Below are 21,071 nucleotides of genomic sequence, written 5' to 3'. Positions count from 1 at the left end.
GATGCTTACACGACAATGTCACAAAATTTCCTTCGAGACCTACATTTCCTATGAGTGCATCTATAAAACTTGCCAAAGGCAGAGATAAATCTGTTCGCCGTCGCCATCCGTGGATCTTTTCTAGAGGTATAGAAACGGTTTCAGGTGATCCTCAACTAGGCGATACTGTGGATGTGTTTGCACATAATGGACAATGGCTAGCAAAAGCGGCTTACTCGCCTCACTCTCAAATTCGAGCTCGTGTTTGGAGTTTCGCTAAGCAAGAAATTGACACTCAGTTTTTCATCAAACGCATCGAGCAAGCGCAAATGTTGCGTGACGAATGCATTGCTGAGGGTGGGCTTACGGGTTATCGCCTGATTGCTGCAGAATCGGATTCTATGCCGGGTGTCACCATTGACCGCTACCAAGATTACATGGTGTGCCAATTTTTAAGTGCGGGTGCTGAAAAACTTAAACAGAACATTGTAGATGCTCTTGTACACTGCTTTCCTAGCTGTTCTGTTTACGAGCGTTCAGATGTTGCGGTTCGTAAGAAAGAAGGCTTAGAAGAGAGCACAGGCCTTTTACATGGCACTGACCCAACAGAGCCTGTAGTGATTGAAGAGAACGGCGTTAAGATTCAGGTGGACATTAAGACCGGCCACAAGACCGGCTTCTATCTTGATCAGCGTGACAGCCGCCAACATTCGATGAAGTATGTTAAGGGTAAACAGGTTCTCAACTGCTTCTCTTACACAGGCGGTTTTGGCTTGTATGCTTTGAAGGCCGGCGCTGAGCGAGTCATCAATGTTGACGTATCACAGCCAGCTCTTGATATTGCAAAGAAGAATGTTGAGATTAATGGCTTTGACGTTAAGAAAGCCGTTTTCCTTAACGCAGACGTATTTAAGATCCTTCGTGAATACCGCGATCAAGGTACACAGTTTGATGTGGTAATTATGGACCCACCTAAGATGGTGAGCTCTAAGCAAAACTTAAACAGTGGCGCGCGAGGATATAAAGACCTAAACATGCTGGCCATTCAAATCCTTAAGCCGGGTGGCACGCTACTCACTTATTCATGCTCAGGCTTGATGGAGTCAGGTTTGTTCCAGAAAATCATCGCAGATGCTGCACTTGATGCAGGGCGTGAAGTGAAGTTTGTTGAGTCATTTACTCAGGCGAGTGACCATTTATTTGATACGGCTTATCCAGAGGGGCTTTACTTGAAGGGCTTCGCGGCTAAGGTAATCTAACCGACAAAAAAGCCCTGCTCAAAGCAGGGCTTACTTTTTTAGGCATCTGTCAACACTACCATTTGCTGTAGATCGGAAATCAAGTCTGTACTTGATACGCCTTCGAATTCAATGCTCAACGAGTTGCCATTCACCTCAACGGTAAACGATGAACTGCTATCATCTCCTTCTACAGTATCTACAAAACCTGATATCAAAGCATCAATATCGTTCGGTTCATTCACATCCGGGAATAGGTCTCTCAAGTCGACACGATCTCCCTCAACTAATGAAAAATCTTTAATCACATCGATACTACCATCCTCGGAAAGATCCGATTGGGTCCATACAAAAGTATCCGCGCCAGTACCACCAGTCATAGTGTCGTCACCACTACCACCAAATAAAAGGTCGTTACCACCACTACCATCTAAGATGTCATTGCCACCTTGTCCGTAGAGGATATCATCTTGGTCTCCTGCCACTAAGGTGTCGCCTTCATGGTTATCTGCAGAGATATTAAACTCGTTCGCATTTTCGGTGATGTAGTCAAAGACATCTTTCGTGGTTATCGTCTCGTTGGTTTGATCTGAGTTAGCAACGACGTAGTTTTTGAGAGCTTCAACTCCTTGCCCCTCAATACCATCAAAAGAAATAGTATCGCCAAACAAGATATCTCGACCACCATCGGACGAGATAGTGTCTTTTCCGGGTAGTGTTTCGAATATCTCGCCTTCAATAGCCTCTGCAAGGCCGTCAACATTGACGATAAACTCAGCAGAGCCATCACTGTCGAATGTATTTAAAGTGGTTTTTCCGTCGTCATTAAGGTCCAACCCTATCGCGACAACATTTGAAATATCGTCCAACGAATCAAAGGCACCTTCATCTTCATCTTCATCGCGGTTAGGTTGCCCATCCGTAATGAATAAGGTCACACCTGGGTTTGATTCAGACGCGCCTTGGTCTTCCAACCATTCTGTTGCAACGTCAAAGGCTTCAGCATAATTTGTAGAGCCATCAGCTTCTATGGCATTCACTGCTGCAGCAAAATCAGCCTTAATTTCATCAATAGTTCTCGTCTCGTCATCTGCTCCTAAATTTACGGAAAACGCTATTGATGTACTGCCAGCAAATCCTGCCAACATAATATTTGCATTACCAGAAAAGTCTTTAACAGCACTGTCTACAATCTTGTTAAAAGCTTGAATGATCTGGGTTTTAGCCGTCCCGATCTGAGCATCACCACGCATACTACCGGATCTATCAAGTAGTATTACTATATTCAGGTCTTCGCCTTTATCACCAATAACACTTGTTGTATCACCAATAATTATTTCATTGCGATCATCACCGTTAATATCCTGATCACCCGAACCTTCTTCCACAAAGGCATACTCGGCTTTTAACGCATCATCAGTAACTGAAGCCTTGTTACCATCGATGTCCGTGCTGTTTGCGGTCACTGTAAGCTCACCATTACTCAAGTCACCCACATCTACGCCAGTGATTATGTAATTGCCATCGACTAACGTAATACCTTCTAGCTCTACTATTAGCGTTTCGCCTTTTTCATCAGTAATGACTACTGAATCTAAACTGAGTCCACCTTCTCCGATATAGCCGGTAATGGTTGCGGTTTCAGTCCCATCAATTTCTTCCTCACCAATATCATCCGTCAACGAGACCGTTGGCTGCGTAATGGTATCGTCATTATCGTCGTCATCACCATAAGTGAAGTCTTTCACTACTGTATCGGTGACTGTTGCTTTGTTGCCGTCCACATCCGTGCTTTTTGCTGTTACGGTTAATACTCCGTCATCAAAGCCTGATACATCGATGTCTTGAACTTCGTAATAACCGTCATCATCGACCGTTACTTCACTGACTTCGAACTCAATTGGATCACCACCTGGACCAGAGATAATTAAGCTGTCTAACGTTTTACCCCCTTCGCCTAAGTAACCGGTAATGGTCGCTTTCTCAGGGTCTCCAACTGGTTGTCCATCAACCACATCCGCACCATTGATGATTTCGCGATTATTACCTTCTTCATCTGGATTATTGTCGGTTAAAGACACTGTTGGTTGTGCTATATCACTACCTTCGTCGTCACCATCGTCGCCGTAGGTAAAGTCTTTTATTACCGTATCGGTCACTGTCGCTTTGTTGCCGTCCACATCCGTGCTTTTCGCGGTCACCGTCAGTTCACCATCAAGTAAACCACTGACATCAACGTCATTATTGACCGCATACGTACCATCAGGGTTGATAGTGACATCACTCACGGCAATCACTATCTCTGTGCCCTCTGAATCAGTAATAACGAGCGAGTCGAGTGTTTCAACACCCTCTCCAAGATACCCCGTTACCGTCGCTTTTTCCGGCTCGCCGACAAGCTCACCATCCACCACATCTGCACCGTTGATGATTTCGCGATCGTTACCTTCTTCGTCTGGATTATTATCCGTTAAAGACACGCTTGGCTGTGCAATGTCATCGCCTTCATCCTCACCATCGTCGCCGTAGGTAAAGTCTTTGACTACCGTATCGGTCACCGTTGCTTTGTTGCCGTCCACATCAGTGCTTTGCGCTGTGACCGTCAGTTCACCATCAAGTAAACCACTGACATCAACATCATTATTGACCGCATACGTACCATCTGGGTTGATAGTGACATCACTCACAGCAATCACTATCTCTGTGCCCTCTGAATCAGTAATAACGAGCGAGTCGAGTGTTTCAACACCCTCTCCAAGATACCCCGTTACTGTCGCTTTTTCCGGTTCGCCGACTAGCTGACCATCCACTAAATCTGCACCGTTGATGATTTCTCGGTCGTTACCGTCTTCGTCCGGATTATTATCCGTTAAAGACACGCTTGGCGGCGCAATGTCATCGCCTTCGTCGTCACCATCGTCGCCGTAGGTAAAGTCTTTGACTACCGTATCGGTCACTGTTGCTTTGTTGCCGTCCACATCAGTGCTTTTTGCTGTGACCGTCAGTTCACCGTCAAGTAAACCACTGACATCAACATCATTATTGACCGCATACGTACCATCAACGTTGATAGTGACATCACTCACGGCAATCACTATCTCTGTGCCCTCAGAATCAGTAATAACGAGCGAGTCAAGTGTTTCAACACCCTCACCGAGATAACCCGTTACCGTCGCTTTTTCCGGCTCGCCGACAAGCTCACCATCCACTAAATCTGCACCGTTGATGATTTCGCGATCGTTACCTTCTTCGTCTGGATTATTATCCGTTAAAGATACGCTTGGTTGTGCTATATCGCTACCTTCATCCTCACCATCATCGCCATAGGTAAAGTCTTTCACTACCGTATCGGTCACCGTTGCTTTGTTGCCGTCCACATCCGTGCTTTTTGCTGTGACCGTCAGTTCACCATCAAGTAAACCACTGACATCAACGTCATTATTGACCGCATACGTACCATCTGGGTTGATAGTGACATCACTCACAGCAATCACTATCTCTGTGCCCTCTGAATCAGTAATAACGAGCGAGTCGAGTGTTTCAACACCCTCACCGAGATACCCCGTTACCGTCGCTTTTTCCGGCTCGCCGACTAGCTGACCATCCACCAAATCTGCACCGTTGATGATTTCGCGATCGTTCCCTTCTTCGTCTGGATTATTATCCGTTAAAGACACGCTTGGCTGTGCAATGTCATCGCCTTCGTCGTCACCATCGTCGCCGTAGGTAAAGTCTTTTACTACCGTATCGGTCACTGTTGCTTTGTTGCCGTCCACATCAGTGCTTTTCGCTGTGACCGTCAGTTCACCGTCAAGTAAACCACTGACATCAACATCATTATTGACCGCATACGTACCATCAGCGTTGATAGTGACATCACTCACGGCAATCACTATCTCTGTGCCCTCTGAATCAGTAATAACGAGTGAGTCGAGTGTTTCAACACCCTCACCGAGATACCCCGTTACCGTCGCTTTTTCCGGCTCGCCGACTAGCTGACCATCCACCAAATCTGCACCGTTGATGATTTCGCGATCGTTACCTTCTTCGTCTGGATTATTATCCGTTAAAGACACGCTTGGCGGCGCAATGTCATCGCCTTCATCCTCACCATCATCGCCGTAGGTAAAGTCTTTCACTACCGTATCGGTCACCGTTGCTTTGTTGCCGTCCACATCGGTGCTTTTCGCGGTCACCGTCAGTTCACCATCAAGTAAGCCACTGACATCGATGTCATTATTGACCGCATATGTACCATCAGGGTTGATAGTGACATCACTCACGGCAATCACTATCTCTGTGCCCTCAGAATCAGTAATAACGAGCGAGTCAAGTGTTTCAACACCCTCACCGAGATAACCCGTTACCGTCGCTTTTTCCGGCTCGCCGACAAGCTCACCATCCACTAAATCTGCACCGTTGATGATTTCGCGATCGTTACCTTCTTCGTCTGGATTATTGTCGGTTAAAGACACTGTTGGTTGTGCTATATCACTACCTTCGTCGTCACCATCGTCGCCGTAGGTAAAGTCTTTTATTACCGTATCGGTCACTGTCGCTTTGTTGCCGTCCACATCCGTGCTTTTCGCGGTCACCGTCAGTTCACCATCAAGTAAACCACTGACATCAACGTCATTATTGACCGCATACGTACCATCAGGGTTGATAGTGACATCACTCACGGCAATCACTATCTCTGTGCCCTCTGAATCAGTAATAACGAGCGAGTCGAGTGTTTCAACACCCTCTCCAAGATACCCCGTTACCGTCGCTTTTTCCGGCTCGCCGACAAGCTCACCATCCACCACATCTGCACCGTTGATGATTTCGCGATCGTTACCTTCTTCGTCTGGATTATTATCCGTTAAAGACACGCTTGGCTGTGCAATGTCATCGCCTTCATCCTCACCATCGTCGCCGTAGGTAAAGTCTTTGACTACCGTATCGGTCACCGTTGCTTTGTTGCCGTCCACATCAGTGCTTTGCGCTGTGACCGTCAGTTCACCATCAAGTAAACCACTGACATCAACATCATTATTGACCGCATACGTACCATCTGGGTTGATAGTGACATCACTCACAGCAATCACTATCTCTGTGCCCTCTGAATCAGTAATAACGAGCGAGTCGAGTGTTTCAACACCCTCTCCAAGATACCCCGTTACTGTCGCTTTTTCCGGTTCGCCGACTAACTCACCATCCACTAAATCTGCACCGTTGATGATTTCTCGGTCGTTACCCTCTTCATCCGGGTTATTATCCGTTAAGGAAACGGTTGGCTCCGCTATTTCGCCGTCTGGACCATCCCCATAGGTAAAGTCTTTCTCTACCGTATCGGTGACCGTCGCTTTGTTGCCGTCCACATCAGTGCTTTGTGCGGTGACCGTCAAAATGCCATCGTCAAAACCTGATACATCGATATTCTCAATTGTGTAATAGCCATCTTCATCTATCGTAACTAAATCGAGATCAACATCGATGGGCTCGCCACCAGGACCTGTGATCACCAAACTGTCTAGGGTTTTACCCCCTTCACCTAGGTAACCAGTAATGGTTGCTTGTTCGCTCTCGTTGATGATCTCATTCTCAGCTGCATCTTCACCTTCTGTGTTATCCGTCAGGGACACAAACGGTGGAGTGATATCTGTACCCTCGTCATCACCATCGTCGCCATAGGTAAAGTCTTTCTCTACGGTATCGGTAGCCGAAACCGGATTTCCATCCCCATCACTGCCCGAAGCAATAACGGTAAGGACTCCGTCAGCTAATTGAGCGACATCTATGCCGGTAACTTCATAGTTGCCATTTCCATCAAATATAACCTGAGAGGGATCAACCTCTATTTGTTGATTTTCGCTGTCAGTGATGATTAGAGATTCAAGTGTTTCGCTATTTCCACCAAGGAATCCTTTAATGGTGGCGGTCTCTCCCTCCCCGTTTATCACCTCTTCTCCGTTGTTGTCCGTTAGCGAGACAGTACTCACTGCCAGCAGGGCAACGGTTTGAACGACAAACTCAGTGACAGCGTCACTTTGCTCTGGAGTAAAGCCAGCGGGAAAGACACCTTCTGTTTGAAAATCTGTAGTCGCGATAGTTTGCGCGCCATCTCGCTCTACTGCACCGGTTGCGGTCAAGCTCGATCCTTCATCATCTCCAGATTGAGGATCGTTGCCATCTTCTGCTGTAGGATCGCCGCCCTGTTCAAGTGAGTCTAAAACACCTTGAATTCCAGATTGTGCGTCTACAGATTGAATGGAGTTTTGTTGGGCGATAGACACTCGCAATTCAGTCACTATATCTTCAGGTACAGTTAGCGGGTTTTCGCCTACGGAAAGGATCACATCACCCTCTTGGGGGACATAATCTAGAGGAGCTATTTTTAGGTTACCTTGCGCATCGACAATCAACCACGCGTCGCCAGCGACGACGTCTTGAGCAAATGAGATACTGTCCATGTGTTCTCCTTGGCTAGAGTGTTCCTAGCTAGCCTGTTATCTACATATACATCTTTCTCGCTTCTGTTTAAATTTTATACTATTTTTAAGTAACCGTGACGATAATGTAACTAAGAAAAATGTGCTAACAATAAGAAACAATTTGCTTACAAAGAGATTGTAAATAGTTTTGTATTAACTATTATGTACTTAGTGACCAAAACGCTGTATTGAAAGCAAGTGAAGGCTTCAGTTTTGGTTAAAAAAAAAGTAACGGAATACTAGGGAGTACACCTTGAAAAGGATTAAGCTAAGCGCAATCGCTCTAGCTACAATGCTGTGCAATCCAGTCTCAGCCCAGTCGTTAGAGCAAGCCATTTCATACACTCTTCAAACCAACCCAACGGTTAAGAGCTCTTACAACGACTTCATGTCCTTTGTTTATGAAAACAAGGCCGCAGTACGTGAATACTACCCCAAGCTTGACCTGTCAGCAGGTATAGGTTGGGAGAACTATCAAAACGACCAAACCGACCGAGACGATGACTATACTGCGATAGATGCATCATTGACCTTTACTCAGTTGATTTGGGATGGTTCTAATACACTCAACAATATGGATCGGACGGCAGCCGAAGCTGAGTCGCTTAGGTATAAAGTCCTCAGTGACGCATCTGATATCTCATTGGAAGTCGCCAAGGTGTATCTCGATGCTCTGAAGGCCTATGAGATTTTGGCTCTTTCTGAGAGCAACCTTGCTACTCACAAAGAGATCTTTAAAGACATCAAAAAACGAACCGATTCGGGGATTGGCTCGACTGCCGATTTATCCCAAGTAGAGGCTCGTATTGCGAAAGCTCACGGCAACCTACTAGCGGCTCAGAACAACTTGTTTGATACGCACACACAATTTACTCGCTTAGTGGGTCAAAGCCCGCAAGGACTTGTGTTCCCGCGTGCAGACGAAACTACCATACCTCTTACCCTGTCAGAGGCTATTGATGTAGCGCTAGAGAAACACCCTGTGATTAAGACAGCTAAAGTAGATGTCGATGCCGCTAAATTCCAATACAAGCAGTCTAATAGTCCAAACCTACCTACCTTCACCATAGAAGCTGGCTACAACTACTATGATGATGCTGAAGGGGTCGATTATCAGCGTGACGAAATGAACGCAACACTGAGAATGCGTTACAACCTCTTCAATGGTGGCGTTGATAGTGCCAACAAAGACAGAGCAGCCTACCAAATGAACAAGTCAAAGGACCTTAGAGACAGAGCCTACCGCAATGTGGAAGAGAGCCTACGATTATCATGGAGTGCACTGGATTTAACACTGCAACAAAAAGAATTCTTAGCTGACCATGTAGACGCAGCCTCTGATACTGTTGTGGCTTACGACAAGCAATACAAAATTGGTAAACGTACCCTGCTTGATTTGTTGAACACTGAAAATGAGTTGTTCGAGTCTCGCAAAGGTTACGTTGACGCTTTATATGCTGAGCAATATGCAAAATTCCGCGTACTTAATGCAACAGGCACCTTGCTTGAGTCTTTGTTAGTAGACGTTCCTGAACAGTGGAACGAGGCGGTGGAGTACTAATATGAAAAACTTATTTCTAGCCTCAGCAGTTTCACTAGCACTATTTGGCTGTGCCAACGATACCGAAGAGTACATCGAAACACCTCTTCCTGAACAACAAGCCGACCTTCGTGATTTCGATGGCGACGGAGTGATCAACGCTCGTGACAAATGCCCTACAACGCCAAAAGGTGCTCGGGTTAACAACGACGGTTGTGAAGAGCTTATTGAAGTAGCTCAAGAACAAACCTTGAAGATCTTATTTGAGAATGATTCAGCTGAAGTGAATCCTGTGTTCTCAGGACAGATTCAAGGGATGGCAGAGTTCCTAAAACAATACCCTGAAACCTCAATCGAAATCCAAGGCTTTGCTAGTAACCCAGGTGATCGTGAGTACAACCTCGAATTATCACGAAACCGAGCTCTGTTTGTTCAGGATAAACTGATTGGCTTTGGCGTAGAACCAAATCGAGTCACCATTATCGGTTATGGTGAAGACGAAGTGGAAGATGATACCCCTACAGATGAAGCTTTAGAACGTCGCGTAGAAGCCACCGTAGTTGGCTTTAAGGGCGACTTTATCAAGGAATGGACCATCTTCACCAAGCTACCTAAGTAAGCTAAACACAGCACGCTTAGATACTAGCCGAGCATTTGCTCGGCTTTTTTATCTACTGGACTGTAATTTGTGCCATGCAAAGAATAAGCATGCTAAAATAGCCCGCATATCACACTGTTAGGAAATAACCATGAGCCAATTGAGCAACGATATTCAGAAAAATCTAGAATTGTTTGTTGAACAAAGCAAAGAAGACAATCGTGTTTGGGGTCTAAAAAACGAAGACGGTTGGCTAGCTTGCGACTCTAGCGAGTTTGCTGAAACTGAAGTTATGCCGTTTTGGTCTGACAAAGCCGATGCACAGTACCACAACGTTGAAGAGTGGGCAGATTTTGAAGTAGTGGAAATCCCACTGGACATCTTTGTTGAAGATTGGCTAATTACTCTATCAGAAGATGGCGTTCTCATCGGTACTAACTGGAATGCTGAACTAGAAGGCAAAGAAGTAGAGTCGGAAGCGCTGGCTAAACTCTACATCTAAATACGTTTTATTTTATCCCTGCCATTTCTTGGTGGGGATTTTTGTTTTTAGGTAGGTCATAAATCATGTATAAACTCATCGCTATCGATATGGATGGCACACTGCTCAATACCGATAAGGTTATCTCAGAGCAAAACAAACTAGCCATCGCACAAGCTAAAAAACAAGGTGTTACCGTTGTTTTAGCTTCTGGTCGCCCACTGCAAGGTATGGTGGATAGCTTAGAAAAACTCGGTATGAACAGTAACGAGGACTATGTTCTTTGTTACAACGCCGCAATGATTCAAAATATTGGCACAGGTGAAGTCATTCGCGAATGTTTAACCTCCGGTAAAGACGCTAAGCGTGTTGCCAAGTTCGCAGAAGAGCGCGGCTGTAACTATCATGCGTTCAGTAAGATTCATGGGTTAATTACCCCTCGCGATAGCCACTACACGCAACATGAAGCAAAAATCAACGATCTCACCGTTACTCTAATGGACTTCGATACATTGGAAGATGATCATCCAATCGTCAAAACCATGCTAGTAGACCCTGTTGAGATCTTACAACCTATCGCAGACAGTGTTCCCGAAGCACTTATGAACGATTACTCTGTTGTACGCAGCGCTCCCTTCTTCCTAGAGTTCAATAACCCGCTCAGTAATAAAGGCGAAGGTGTTAAGGCGTTAGCAAAGCACCTTGGAATTGAGCAAAGTGAAGTGATGTGTATTGGCGATGCGGGCAATGACCATGACATGTTGAAATATGCTGGGCTTGCGGTCGTGATGCAAAATGCCGATGAAGAAACCAAATCTTTAGCGGACTATATTACCGATACCAATAACAACTCTGGTGTGGCAAAAGCCATCGAGAAGTTTGTATTAGCCTAGAGCTTTAGTCATGCAGCGAAGATGCGTTTGAAACCCTAACTTGTTATAGGTTTCAAGCGCATTATTATTGAAATCCCATACCTCTACATTCAGCCTTTTGGCGCCGCAATCCACAAACTCTTGTTCGATACGTTCAAACAAAGCTAGGCCCACTCCATTTGCTCTATGATCTTCAGCGACATACCACTGATCGATACTGCCAATTAATTCAGACTTTGTTAGTGGCGAAACCAACTCATAAAGCTGCCCAGCTATAAAGCCGCACACTTCATCATCATGAGTTGCAACAAACACAGCGCACTCTGGGGTAGTCAGGTAATTGTCTAGTTCAGCTTCTAGCTCTATGGGACAAGGTTTTTTGATTAGTTCAGCACATTGCTGATGATGCCATTGATAAAGAGCACGCCATAATTCGAGTACGGGGACTCGCTGAGCTTGCTTGGCTCTGTTAATGCTATAAGTAAGCGACATTCTGCCATACCACCCTAACAGCCAATGCAATTAACACCACACCCGAGATCTGGTCAATAAGCTTGCCCTTGTTACGTAACCTTTCCAAGAATATAGGGCTTGATAGCACTAGCGTAATAAAGGTGTACCAAAGGCCATCAATAATTAATGGGGTCATCACCACGGTTGCTTTTGCTCCAGTGCTTTCCCCTACAGCGACAAACTGGCTAAACAAGGCAATGAAGAATAAAGCGATTTTTGGGCTAAGAAGCGAGATTAACAGCCCTTCCTTTGCAGACTGTTTGATGCTTACCGCCTCACCCTTTTCTAACGTGCTAGCAATACCATCAGTGGATGTCAGTGACTTATACCCTAAATACGCAAGGTACCCTGCTCCACACAGTGAAATGGTGACAAAAAGCCCTTCAGATTTATGCAGTACGACCGCTAGGCCAATGACAGTGATAAAGGCATAAAAGCCTATACCAATAGAATGTGCCCATGCTGCGGCAAGACCATTAAGCCTACCGCCCGCCAATGTGTGCTTAGTGACAGTAGCGAGGCTGGGGCCTGGAGACATGGCACCAAGCAAGCAGATGACAAATAGCGAGAGCCAGAGATCGAGAGACATTAGGTGATCCAATAACGAAAGTAGAACTCTATGCTATTGATTTATTCTGATAGGTAAACCCCTATTGCGATTTTTTCTGCAATCCTATGGCTTCACTAGTTTGATCGATTTTGACAATTTTAGCTTGTTTAGCATCGATACTCTCATCGATCTTCTTAAGTCTATCAGAAGCAACTTTCTTACGATCGCAAGAGTCTGATTTAGCATCCCAACTCGTGCCATCCAAATAAATCTGACACTCTTTAACAAGGCTATTGAGGGTATTGATGAGTTTTGCGCGCTGAGTATGAAGCTCATTGACTTCCTGTTGTAAACGCAGCTGGTCTTGGAAGAAAACTTTAGAGGTCTCTAAAACGTTATTTTGTATTTCAGTGCGCTCTTTCAGCGCTTCATTGCTTGCGGTCAGTTCTTCCACAGCCGTTTCTTGCTCTTCAAGTGTGCTTTTTAGCTGCTTGAGTTCAGTTGAAAGCTTTTGATTTTCTTTTCGAAGTTCTACTGACTTGTCTTGAAATTCAGTCACAGATTGCGCTGTTTTTTGTTCACGCTCGTTCGTCGTGGTGAGGGTTTGCTCTGCTTCAGACAAGTCAGAACGAAGTTGATTGTTTTCTGATACTAATGTTGAGTGCTCTTGAATGAATTTTTGGTGGTTTTCTCTTTCAACAATGATCTCTTGATTGGTATTGTGTGAAATAAACGCGCTCCCCGCTGCCGCTCCAAGTGCAAAACAAACAACGCCGGCTAAAACCGTAGTTTTTGTGTTGCCTGCACGAGCGAACATGCTGGATACATTTTTTTTATCAACCACACACTTCTCCATTAGTGAATCAATTCAGTAATCATCAACACCGCAGTGTAGACTACGAAGGCACCAGATAACACTATAACGACCCATTTCTGTAGCTTTTCGTTGGTGTTATACCGTACAAACAGAAAAGCTAGGGCAATCAATATAACGATAGCCAGTAAACGCGTCATTTTACCTCCTCAAAATCCGTTTAATATCAGTTCTACGTTAAGTCTATCAGTTAAGTATTTGTTTTATTTATTCTAGAACAAAAGAATTTTCTATTATCCCCTTGAAACTGTAATGATTTATGTTAGTTTACCCGCCTGTAAGTAATTTACTTACACACCTAGCGTTTTTAACGCTAGTTCCGATGAAGACTGCAGGAGAGTGACGTTTTATTACGTCCACCGAAGAAGTAAATCTTTCAGGTTCTTGTTTATACGTTCTTGTTTAACAAGTGAGGACTGCAGTTGGAGGAATCTCTGGAGAGAGCCGTACTACTTTGTTGTAGCAATCGGCCGCCGAAGGAGCAAGCCCTTTTAGGGTGAAACTCTCAGGCAAAAGGACAGAGGAGTGAAATTGCGTTTAACTACTTTTCTGTTAATTTTGTTCTATTGATCCGCGTTCACTCTTCTCCTTATATGTTGTTTATTAAGGGGAAAACATGCCATTTTCACAATCTTCGCTACATTCTGTTTTACAATCCATCGACAATTTTGTCTGGGGCCCGCCGCTGCTGATCTTACTAGTGGGTACTGGGGTTTATTTTACCTTCAGCCTAGGTCTTATTCAGTTTAGGCACCTTCCTACTGCGTTAAAGATGGTGTTCACCAAATCCGGTGACTCCAAGTCTAAAGGCGATGTTTCCGCCTTTGCTGCACTCTGTACTGCCCTATCTGCCACTATCGGTACTGGTAATATTGTCGGCGTTGCTACAGCGATTAAACTTGGCGGGCCAGGCGCGCTATTTTGGATGTGGCTTGCTGCTCTATTTGGCATGGCGACAAAATATGCCGAGTGTCTACTTGCAGTAAAATACCGCACCACCGATGACAAAGGTGGCATGCTTGGCGGGCCAATGTACTATCTTCGTGATGGTGTTAAATCGCCACTACTCGCCACACTGTTTGCCGTATTTGCCCTTGGGGTTGCTCTATTTGGTATCGGTACCTTTCCTCAGGTGAATGCCATCTTAGATGCTTCAGAGGTGACGTTAGGCGCTGATCGAACCATGGCGGCCATTGTTCTAACTGTACTCGTTGCTATGGTGACCTTAGGCGGCATTAAATCCATCTCACGCGTCGCGGGTAAGGTCGTTCCCACTATGGCAGTGATCTATATCGTCTCCTGCTTGGGTATTCTGGTGAATAATAGCGACCAGATATTGTCGGCGATTGAGTTAGTTGTCGTCTCAGCGTTTACGCCGACTGCAGCAAGCGGTGGCTTCTTTGGTGCGAGCGTGATGCTTGCTATTCAATCCGGTATTGCTCGCGGCGTATTCTCGAACGAGTCAGGGTTAGGCAGTGCGCCAATGGCCGCTGCGGCAGCTAAGACGGATTCTTGTGCTCGTCAGGGACTTATCTCAATGACAGGCACCTTTTTCGATACCATCATCATCTGTACCATGACCGGCTTAGCGCTCATCATCACTGGCGCATGGCAAACGGATCTGGCTGGCGCAATGATGACCACACACGCATTTGCTGTTGGTCTAAACGCCGATACGCTGGGCCCTATATTGGTATCTGTTGGCTTGTTGTTCTTTGCGTTTACTACCATTCTTGGTTGGAACTATTATGGTGAGCGCTGTGTCGTTTACCTGTTTGGAACTAAAGCGATACTGCCTTATAAAGTGCTGTTTATCGCCTTGGTATTCTCCGGCGCATTTATGAAGCTAGATATGATTTGGCTTATCGCCGACATCGTTAACGGCTTAATGGCCGTACCCAACCTTATTGGTTTGATTGCTCTACGCCAAGTGGTCATAGCTGAAACTAAACTGTTTTTCAGTCAGCCCCTACCCGGTAAGGTCGCTACTAGTTCGGTATAAATAAAAGAAGCCCACGATCGAAAGATAGTGGGCTTCTTTTTGATAGCTGAAAACTATCAGCCTGACATTCATAGCCAATGAATTAATGAACTACAGACGCGTCATTGTCGAAGTCTCTTATCGGCAATCTTGGTTTTGCTACGAGAGATCCCCGATAAGAGCACTCGAGGATGACGTTGATGGTAGAAATATTGGAGGTAAGTCGACTTGTGATTAGAGACCAGCTGTAAGCTCGAGGCTTGCAACTTGCGGCTAGCAGCTTTCAGCCTGACTTTCATACACAAGTCTTGTTATCTAATCTCAGTGTGATCTAATACTTCTTTTAGCTTATTAGGTCACACTTTCTATGTTTACTTCCAACTCTGAGCACTGGGCTGAATTTATTTTTGGTCGTGCACAGCTTGGCGATCCTCGTCGCACTAACCGCCTGGTTAAAGTAGCCAGTGATCTAGCTAAAAACGCTGGTAAATCGGTGAGTCGTTCTTGTGATGACCCTGCCAGTATCGAAGGTGCTTACCGCTTCATTCGTAACGATAGTATCAGCCCCGAAGCCATTGCTGAGGCTGGGTACACTCAAACTGACGAGTTAGTTCGTCAGCGCCCTTTAGTCTTAGCACTCCAAGATACTACTGGTCTGAGCTACCGCCATTCTGTTTGTGAAGAACTCGGCGAAGTCAATTCAGGGAGCGACACCCGCCACAGTAATAAAGGACGAACACTCTATGCTCATTCCACATTGATGTTGGATGCTCAGAGTGAACAAGTGCTTGGGTTGGCTTATCAACATTATTGGTACCGACAAAGTAAGCAAGTACAACAAACCCATCAATTACAATGCAGAGAGCGTAGCGAAAAAGAGAGTTATAAATGGCAACATAATGTTGAACAACTCTCATCACGACTTGAAACACTCGACAATGTCATTGATGTTTGTGATCGCGAAGCGGATATGTACGAATACCTAGACTATCAAATCAGTCAAGGTCACCGTTTTGTCGTACGAGCAAGCGACAATCGACGCTTAGTCGGCTTTGATGAAAAGCTTTTTACAGTACTCGATGCCCTTGAACCAAGCGCTCACTACACCATAGATATTCAACAGAAAGGTGGACGTCGAGCGCGAACCGCAACGATAGCATTGAGTCATACATCGGTGACGTTGCAAAAGCCTCAACGCGCTAAAGCAGAAGCCACTATTACTGTAAATGCCGTGGTCTGCCAAGAAGTCGAACCCAACGGCGAAAAAGGTAAATTACGCTGGGTACTTTATACGACCGAACCAGTGACAACTCCCGAAGAAGCTCGTCAAATAGCTCGCTACTACGAACTAAGGTGGCGCATAGAGGAGTTTCATAAAATCTGGAAATCAGAAGGTACACAAGTAGAAAGATTGCGTATGCAAAGTCGTGATAATTTACGTCGTGTAGCCGTTATTCAAGCCTTTATCGCAGTACGTTTATTTCAGTTACGGGAACTGACGCAAAACAAGGAAGAGGCGAAGAATATTCCATGCACGGTTTATTTCAGTAACGTCAGTTGGAAAATACTATGGAAAGCGGCGCACAAAACTAAGCCAATACCAACAGAGCCCCCTTCACTGCATTGGGGATATTACGCCCTCGCCAAGTTAGGTCGCTGGCATGATAGTAAACGGAATGGTCGTGTGGGAGTTGTAGCATTATGGGATGGCTGGTTACAGCTAATGCAACTAGTCGAATCCTATGAAATGCTCAAAGGACTCGACTTGTGATCAAGAGACAGGCTTTCAGCTATCAGCTATCAGCTTTTCAATCTTTTCACCGCTAAAATATTCGGATTACCTGTCATCGTATTGCTCGATACTTGAACCTGATACGGGTAGATAGATTCTATTAACTCTTGCGTCAGTATCTTGTCTGGCTTTCCATCTGCGACCAATCTTCCGTTTTGCAATAACATTAGGCGATCACAAAACTCTGCTGCTGTGTTTAGATTATGAAGCGCGACGACGACCGTCTTCCCCTCTTTTACCAAACTGTGCAAAATATTCATTAATTGGGCTTCATGGCCAATATCTAGGCTAGCACTTGGCTCATCAAGCAATATGATGGGTGTGTCTTGAAGCAAAATCCGCGCTAAATGAACCAGTTGTTGCTCGCCTCCGGAGAGGTGATCCACCGTTCTATCGGCCAGGTATTCTATATCGAGTCTCTTTAAGGCTTGCGCTATTTTTTGCTTTTTTTCTTCGATGCTTAAGCTGGCATTATTTACCAATCCAAGGGATACCAGTTCAGTGACTTTGTAAGGAAACTCAACGCGATTGGACTGAGGTAAATAACTGATCTGGGCGGCGCGTTCACTTGCAGAAAGCGCTCCTAACGATTGCCCTTTGATAAAGACATTGCCGGAAGATGGTGTTAAATAACCACTTAAGTGCTTTAACAGACTCGACTTACCCGCTCCATTGGGTCCGATAACACCTATTAACGCGCCGGCTTCCACCTCAAAGTTGATCCCTTGCAAGATGGGTTTGCCATTAATTTGCGAGCAAAGCTCAACTGTATTCAGACGAGGTTTACTCATAACAATCGACCTTGTTTTTGCACTCTGACCACTAGCCATAGGAAATAAAGTCCACCTAAGATTGCGGTGATGATACCTGCCTTTATTTCATAGGGAGCAATCAAGTAGCGTCCTAGTAAGTCACACACGAGTAAAAGAATTGCCCCAAATAGCGCCGACAATGGCAACAAACTGATGTGATTAGCCCCCGTCAGCATTCGAACGAGATGAGGTACCATCAGGCCAATAAATCCAATAGGACCGGCAATGGCGATGGACATAGCGGTGAGTAAAGAGGCGCACAGCAATAAAGCAAAGCGACTTCTTTGTACGTTCATCCCCAGCCCGTGAGCCGCTTCATCGCCAATAGACAGAGTGTTGAGCCAACTTGCACGTTTTAAGAGCCAGACAGACGCTAATATGATGACCGGCAATGGCCAAGCAATATGTTGCCATAAGCGCCCTTCTAGGCCGCCCATGGTCCAAAAAACAAATTGATTCACCTCATACTGCCTAGCAAATAGAAGCACGCCGAGGGTTGCGCCGCCCAGCAGGGATGAAAGCGCTAGCCCCGCCAAAATAAGATAGAGGGTTTGACCATTGCCTGAGTTTTTCGCCAGTACATAGACAAACATGGCGCAAGCCAACGCTCCTACACTCGCTATCACAGGTGTCCACAATGGATTGGATAAAGAAAGTCCAGTCGCAATGGCAATCACCGCACCAAAGCTACTACCTGCACTGACGCCAAGAACATCTGGACTTGCCAAAGGATTTCGAAATAAGCCTTGCGTGCACGCGCCGGCAAGGGCTAACGCACTGCCAGCGGTAATTGCAGCGACAACACGGGGTAAGCGAATATGAACGACGATGGCTGACAACGTTGGATATTGTGAGCTCGCAACCTCTTGCCCTTCAACAAGCCACAGCTTTAAAAATGCAAATAAGTCCGCCAAAGCAATATCAACAGCGCCTAAAGTCAGTGCAAACCAAATAGAAAGCAAAAGTGCAAACAAAGATCCATAACTGTAAAGTCGTATTTTTGGCAGGCTCGAATCTGCAATCATGGAGCTGGCGCTCCTAGTACCGCTTTGTTGACGAACAAAATGGTCTCTACGATATGTTGGCTGTAAGTGCCACGTAGATTTTCAGGTATTGGATAAACGTCGCCATGCTTAATCGCGTCGATGCTTCTTAGGGCGGGATCCGTCATTACCTGATTCATGAAGTTTTCTGCGCCCTGTTCGTCGCCATAAATCCAGCCTGGGACAAATAGTACTTCGGGATTTAACGCCACCAGCAACTCTTTAGACATAGGGGTCTGTCCAAACTTGTCCGCCTGTAAATCAGAGACCAAGTTTTTGAAACCGGCTTTATCGACAATGAGCTGCCACGTTGATTGGCGAGTGCTCGATGTTCCCCAATTGTTGTAATCGAGTACCTTATATTGATGACTGGTAAATATGAGCTCTTCTTCTAGTCGGCGATCCATTTCTGTCACCATGGCTTCCGCTTTGTTTTGCTCATCGACCATCTTACCCACCAGCTTGATCAGCTGTTTTATCTCTTCATAAGTTGATGGTGTAGGTAATAGAAAGACCCTAATTCCAGCGGCGCGAAGCTGCTCTACGCGACCTGCATCGCTCCAATTAGCGGCAAACACGAGGTCAGGTTGATTGACTAAGATTTGTTCGACATTGAGGTCGAGACGAGGGATTGTCGTTGGCATCTTTCCTGCTACTGCAGAGAAGTGTTTATCATCCACTAGATTGGTGACAGAACTGAACTGCTGGGGCTCTATTAAATCCAGCAACACTTCATCACTGAATAAGGATTTCGATGAGATTTTTTGTGGTGCTGAAGGCAGATGAACCGCAGTGCCACTTGCATCCGTGACCGTCATTGGGAAACTCGCCCATGCCGTTGACGCACAAAAACAAGCAAGTAACAAAAAGACGCGCATAATACTTTCCATAGTCTGTTTTATTCAGAAACTAACCACTTGATGCTGTCTACTTCACGTGAAAAACTTGAAGTAATCCGTGATTTTATCGAATAACAGTGATTAGATATCAGATTGGGACATAGAGTAACAATGTTTCTCTACTAACGCATTGAAACATAGTCTAATTGTAAGCCGAAAAGGACGAATAAATGAAATTCAGTGGCAATATCGATGAATTAGCTTATCCATTCATCTTTGAAGAAAGCCCACTTTGTGATTTTGAGATTCTCACAGATGAACTATGTACTGTCGTTGGGTTAGCGCTCACCGCTATAGAAAATGCTCAGATACGCAAATCTCTAGACCAACTGCAACCAAAGATATTTCATCTCAATGGGTCTATACGTGGAAAAAATGGCATATTTGAGAGCGATATAGAACAGCTCACTAAGGAGTACCATTTCTTTAGAAATAGCGTCGCCGATGATCAAAAGCGTTTCGTTTTACCAAGAGGAACGGGCCCTGTTGTGCAGCTGCACTACTGCCGCAGTCTGTCTAAAAAGGTAGTTAGACAACTGGTATTAGTAGAAAAATCAGGGAAGAATGTCCCAGAAACTCTGCCGAGATTTGCGAACCTGCTAGTGAATTACTTTTTTGCCTTAACACGAGTACTAAACCAAGAAATGGGTATTGATGAACCAGAGTACGTCAGTATCAATTATCCTGCGAAACCCAAGCCTTAATGCTATCAGCTTCTAGCTTCTAGCTTCAAGCTTCAAGCTGATAGCTAGTGGCTAGTGGCTAGTAGCTAGTAGCTAGTAGCTAGAAACTACTCACCATCAGCTGCGCTCCTAACGCAACCAACACCACACAGGTACACATCTGCAGGCGGTAATTAGTTTTGCCGTTTGCTAACAAGGCTTTGGCCTTATCAAGCATACTGGCCAACCCACATTGCCACATCATTGCTATTACAAAGTGTATTGAAGCAAGAAACATAGATTGCAGCCAAAGGTTGCCATTTTGGTCGATAAACTGTGGCAAAAACGCAAGGTAGAACACCGCGGTTTTGGGGTTTAGCACATTCGAGAGAAACCCTTCCCTAAGAGAAATATAACGCGATACTCCCTTTTCACTGCTGTCGATGTGCAATGCGCCTACACCGCGACGTAAGGAACGAGCCCCTGACACGCCAAGATAGATCAAGTAAGCCGCACCCACAATCTTGATACCATTAAACAAATCGGGACTTTGGCTAATAATGGCGGCAACGCCAATCGCGGACCAAGTTGCATGAAGGTATAACCCTAAGCAAATCCCTAGACTCGTAGCATAGCCATCCCACTTACCGCCTCGACTGGTATTTCTTATCACCAATACGGTGTCTAACCCCGGTGTAATGGTCAACAAGGTCATTGCGGCGATAAAGGTATATAAGTCGTTAATCTGCATTGGATTTTCT

17 protein-coding genes and 1 riboswitch are annotated in these 21,071 nt (G+C 45.3%); of the genes, 8 read left to right on the top strand and 9 right to left on the bottom strand.

Annotated elements, in window-relative coordinates:
* The first annotated feature begins 50 nt into the window (after positions 1-50).
* Positions 51-1,238, top strand: coding sequence for a class I SAM-dependent methyltransferase (locus OCU35_RS06405; protein ID WP_017029011.1), 1,188 nt, complete (start codon positions 51-53; stop codon positions 1,236-1,238).
* A gap of 38 nt (positions 1,239-1,276) precedes the next feature.
* Here the strand turns inward: OCU35_RS06405 and OCU35_RS06400 are convergent, their stop codons facing one another.
* Entirely contained in the window at positions 1,277-7,672 is a 6,396-nt protein-coding gene (locus tag OCU35_RS06400) for a VWA domain-containing protein (RefSeq protein WP_261825875.1), read from the bottom strand.
* A gap of 274 nt (positions 7,673-7,946) precedes the next feature.
* On the opposite strand from OCU35_RS06400, the gene OCU35_RS06395 reads away from it, so the two are divergent.
* The 4 genes from OCU35_RS06395 (at position 7,947) to OCU35_RS06380 (ending at position 11,205) form a co-directional block, all read left to right on the top strand.
* Complete coding sequence (locus OCU35_RS06395) at positions 7,947-9,254, top strand: TolC family outer membrane protein (protein ID WP_102334943.1); 1,308 nt, start codon at positions 7,947-7,949, stop codon at positions 9,252-9,254.
* A 1-nt stretch (position 9,255) separates the two neighbouring features.
* Positions 9,256-9,852 carry an OmpA family protein gene (locus OCU35_RS06390; RefSeq protein ID WP_261825874.1) on the top strand — a complete coding sequence of 199 codons (597 nt, stop codon included), beginning with the start codon at positions 9,256-9,258 and terminating at the stop codon, positions 9,850-9,852.
* Positions 9,853-9,982: 130 nt separating this feature from the next.
* Positions 9,983-10,333 (top strand): DUF2750 domain-containing protein, encoded by a 351-nt coding sequence (locus OCU35_RS06385; RefSeq protein ID WP_261825873.1) that lies wholly within the window; start codon positions 9,983-9,985, stop codon positions 10,331-10,333.
* A gap of 65 nt (positions 10,334-10,398) precedes the next feature.
* On the top strand, positions 10,399-11,205 hold the full coding sequence (locus OCU35_RS06380) for a Cof-type HAD-IIB family hydrolase (RefSeq protein WP_261825872.1): 807 nt from the start codon (positions 10,399-10,401) through the stop codon (positions 11,203-11,205).
* Here OCU35_RS06380 and OCU35_RS06375 read toward each other — a convergent pair.
* The 4 genes from OCU35_RS06375 to OCU35_RS06360 all read right to left on the bottom strand — a co-directional run bounded on the left by OCU35_RS06375 (position 11,197) and on the right by OCU35_RS06360 (position 13,261).
* On the bottom strand, positions 11,197-11,676 hold the full coding sequence (locus tag OCU35_RS06375; protein WP_261825871.1) for a GNAT family N-acetyltransferase: 480 nt from the start codon (positions 11,674-11,676) through the stop codon (positions 11,197-11,199). The two genes, OCU35_RS06380 and OCU35_RS06375, sit on opposite strands and share 9 nt — an antisense overlap.
* Positions 11,660-12,286: a LysE family translocator gene (locus OCU35_RS06370; RefSeq protein ID WP_102321732.1), complete on the bottom strand. Its 627-nt coding sequence runs from the start codon at positions 12,284-12,286 to the stop codon at positions 11,660-11,662. Before OCU35_RS06370 ends, OCU35_RS06375 begins: the two co-directional genes overlap by 17 nt.
* Before the next feature lie 61 nt (positions 12,287-12,347).
* Positions 12,348-13,091, bottom strand: a complete 744-nt coding sequence (locus OCU35_RS06365) for a hypothetical protein (protein WP_240696227.1) — start codon at positions 13,089-13,091, stop codon at positions 12,348-12,350.
* Between the two features lie 11 nt (positions 13,092-13,102).
* Complete coding sequence (locus OCU35_RS06360) at positions 13,103-13,261, bottom strand: hypothetical protein (RefSeq protein WP_017027044.1); 159 nt, start codon at positions 13,259-13,261, stop codon at positions 13,103-13,105.
* 284 nt (positions 13,262-13,545) lie between these two features.
* A riboswitch (glycine riboswitch) is annotated at positions 13,546-13,652 on the top strand.
* Between the two features lie 85 nt (positions 13,653-13,737).
* Between OCU35_RS06360 and OCU35_RS06355 the strand changes: the two genes are divergently transcribed.
* Both OCU35_RS06355 and OCU35_RS06350 read left to right on the top strand, forming a co-directional pair.
* Entirely contained in the window at positions 13,738-15,123 is a 1,386-nt protein-coding gene (locus OCU35_RS06355) for an alanine/glycine:cation symporter family protein (protein ID WP_102542481.1), read from the top strand.
* Between the two features lie 346 nt (positions 15,124-15,469).
* Entirely contained in the window at positions 15,470-16,873 is a 1,404-nt protein-coding gene (locus OCU35_RS06350; RefSeq protein WP_261825301.1) for an IS4 family transposase, read from the top strand.
* Positions 16,874-16,902: 29 nt separating this feature from the next.
* Here OCU35_RS06350 and OCU35_RS06345 read toward each other — a convergent pair whose 3' ends face one another.
* From OCU35_RS06345 to OCU35_RS06335, 3 genes are read right to left on the bottom strand one after another with little or no spacing between them, the layout of a single operon-like run.
* On the bottom strand, positions 16,903-17,685 hold the full coding sequence (locus OCU35_RS06345; protein ID WP_261825870.1) for a heme ABC transporter ATP-binding protein: 783 nt from the start codon (positions 17,683-17,685) through the stop codon (positions 16,903-16,905).
* Entirely contained in the window at positions 17,682-18,731 is a 1,050-nt protein-coding gene (locus OCU35_RS06340) for a FecCD family ABC transporter permease (protein WP_261825869.1), read from the bottom strand. The genes OCU35_RS06345 and OCU35_RS06340 overlap by 4 nt, the downstream gene beginning before the upstream one ends.
* Positions 18,728-19,627, bottom strand: a complete 900-nt coding sequence (locus OCU35_RS06335) for an ABC transporter substrate-binding protein (RefSeq protein ID WP_102478144.1) — start codon at positions 19,625-19,627, stop codon at positions 18,728-18,730. The genes OCU35_RS06340 and OCU35_RS06335 overlap by 4 nt, the downstream gene beginning before the upstream one ends.
* A gap of 191 nt (positions 19,628-19,818) precedes the next feature.
* On the opposite strand from OCU35_RS06335, the gene OCU35_RS06330 reads away from it, so the two are divergent.
* Entirely contained in the window at positions 19,819-20,352 is a 534-nt protein-coding gene (locus tag OCU35_RS06330) for an ATP:cob(I)alamin adenosyltransferase (RefSeq protein ID WP_065599847.1), read from the top strand.
* 79 nt (positions 20,353-20,431) lie between these two features.
* Here the strand turns inward: OCU35_RS06330 and OCU35_RS06325 are convergent, their stop codons facing one another.
* Positions 20,432-21,061 (bottom strand): LysE family translocator, encoded by a 630-nt coding sequence (locus OCU35_RS06325; RefSeq protein WP_017027050.1) that lies wholly within the window; start codon positions 21,059-21,061, stop codon positions 20,432-20,434.
* Between the last annotated feature and the right edge of the window lie 10 nt (positions 21,062-21,071).

It is taken from the genome of Vibrio breoganii, assembly GCF_024346795.1.
GTDB lineage: Bacteria > Pseudomonadota > Gammaproteobacteria > Enterobacterales > Vibrionaceae > Vibrio > Vibrio breoganii.
This window is presented reverse-complemented; position numbering and strand designations above follow the sequence as displayed.

Coding starts and splice junctions, on each gene's coding strand:
- OCU35_RS06405 (WP_017029011.1), top strand. CDS start 51: ATGAGTGCATCTATAAAACTTGCCAAAGGCAGAGATAAATCTGTTCGC.
- OCU35_RS06400 (WP_261825875.1), bottom strand. CDS start 7,672: ATGGACAGTATCTCATTTGCTCAAGACGTCGTCGCTGGCGACGCGTGG.
- OCU35_RS06390 (WP_261825874.1), top strand. CDS start 9,256: ATGAAAAACTTATTTCTAGCCTCAGCAGTTTCACTAGCACTATTTGGC.
- OCU35_RS06385 (WP_261825873.1), top strand. CDS start 9,983: ATGAGCCAATTGAGCAACGATATTCAGAAAAATCTAGAATTGTTTGTT.
- OCU35_RS06380 (WP_261825872.1), top strand. CDS start 10,399: ATGTATAAACTCATCGCTATCGATATGGATGGCACACTGCTCAATACC.
- OCU35_RS06375 (WP_261825871.1), bottom strand. CDS start 11,676: ATGTCGCTTACTTATAGCATTAACAGAGCCAAGCAAGCTCAGCGAGTC.
- OCU35_RS06370 (WP_102321732.1), bottom strand. CDS start 12,286: ATGTCTCTCGATCTCTGGCTCTCGCTATTTGTCATCTGCTTGCTTGGT.
- OCU35_RS06360 (WP_017027044.1), bottom strand. CDS start 13,261: ATGACGCGTTTACTGGCTATCGTTATATTGATTGCCCTAGCTTTTCTG.
- OCU35_RS06355 (WP_102542481.1), top strand. CDS start 13,738: ATGCCATTTTCACAATCTTCGCTACATTCTGTTTTACAATCCATCGAC.
- OCU35_RS06350 (WP_261825301.1), top strand. CDS start 15,470: ATGTTTACTTCCAACTCTGAGCACTGGGCTGAATTTATTTTTGGTCGT.
- OCU35_RS06345 (WP_261825870.1), bottom strand. CDS start 17,685: ATGAGTAAACCTCGTCTGAATACAGTTGAGCTTTGCTCGCAAATTAAT.
- OCU35_RS06340 (WP_261825869.1), bottom strand. CDS start 18,731: ATGATTGCAGATTCGAGCCTGCCAAAAATACGACTTTACAGTTATGGA.
- OCU35_RS06335 (WP_102478144.1), bottom strand. CDS start 19,627: ATGCGCGTCTTTTTGTTACTTGCTTGTTTTTGTGCGTCAACGGCATGG.
- OCU35_RS06330 (WP_065599847.1), top strand. CDS start 19,819: ATGAAATTCAGTGGCAATATCGATGAATTAGCTTATCCATTCATCTTT.
- OCU35_RS06325 (WP_017027050.1), bottom strand. CDS start 21,061: ATGCAGATTAACGACTTATATACCTTTATCGCCGCAATGACCTTGTTG.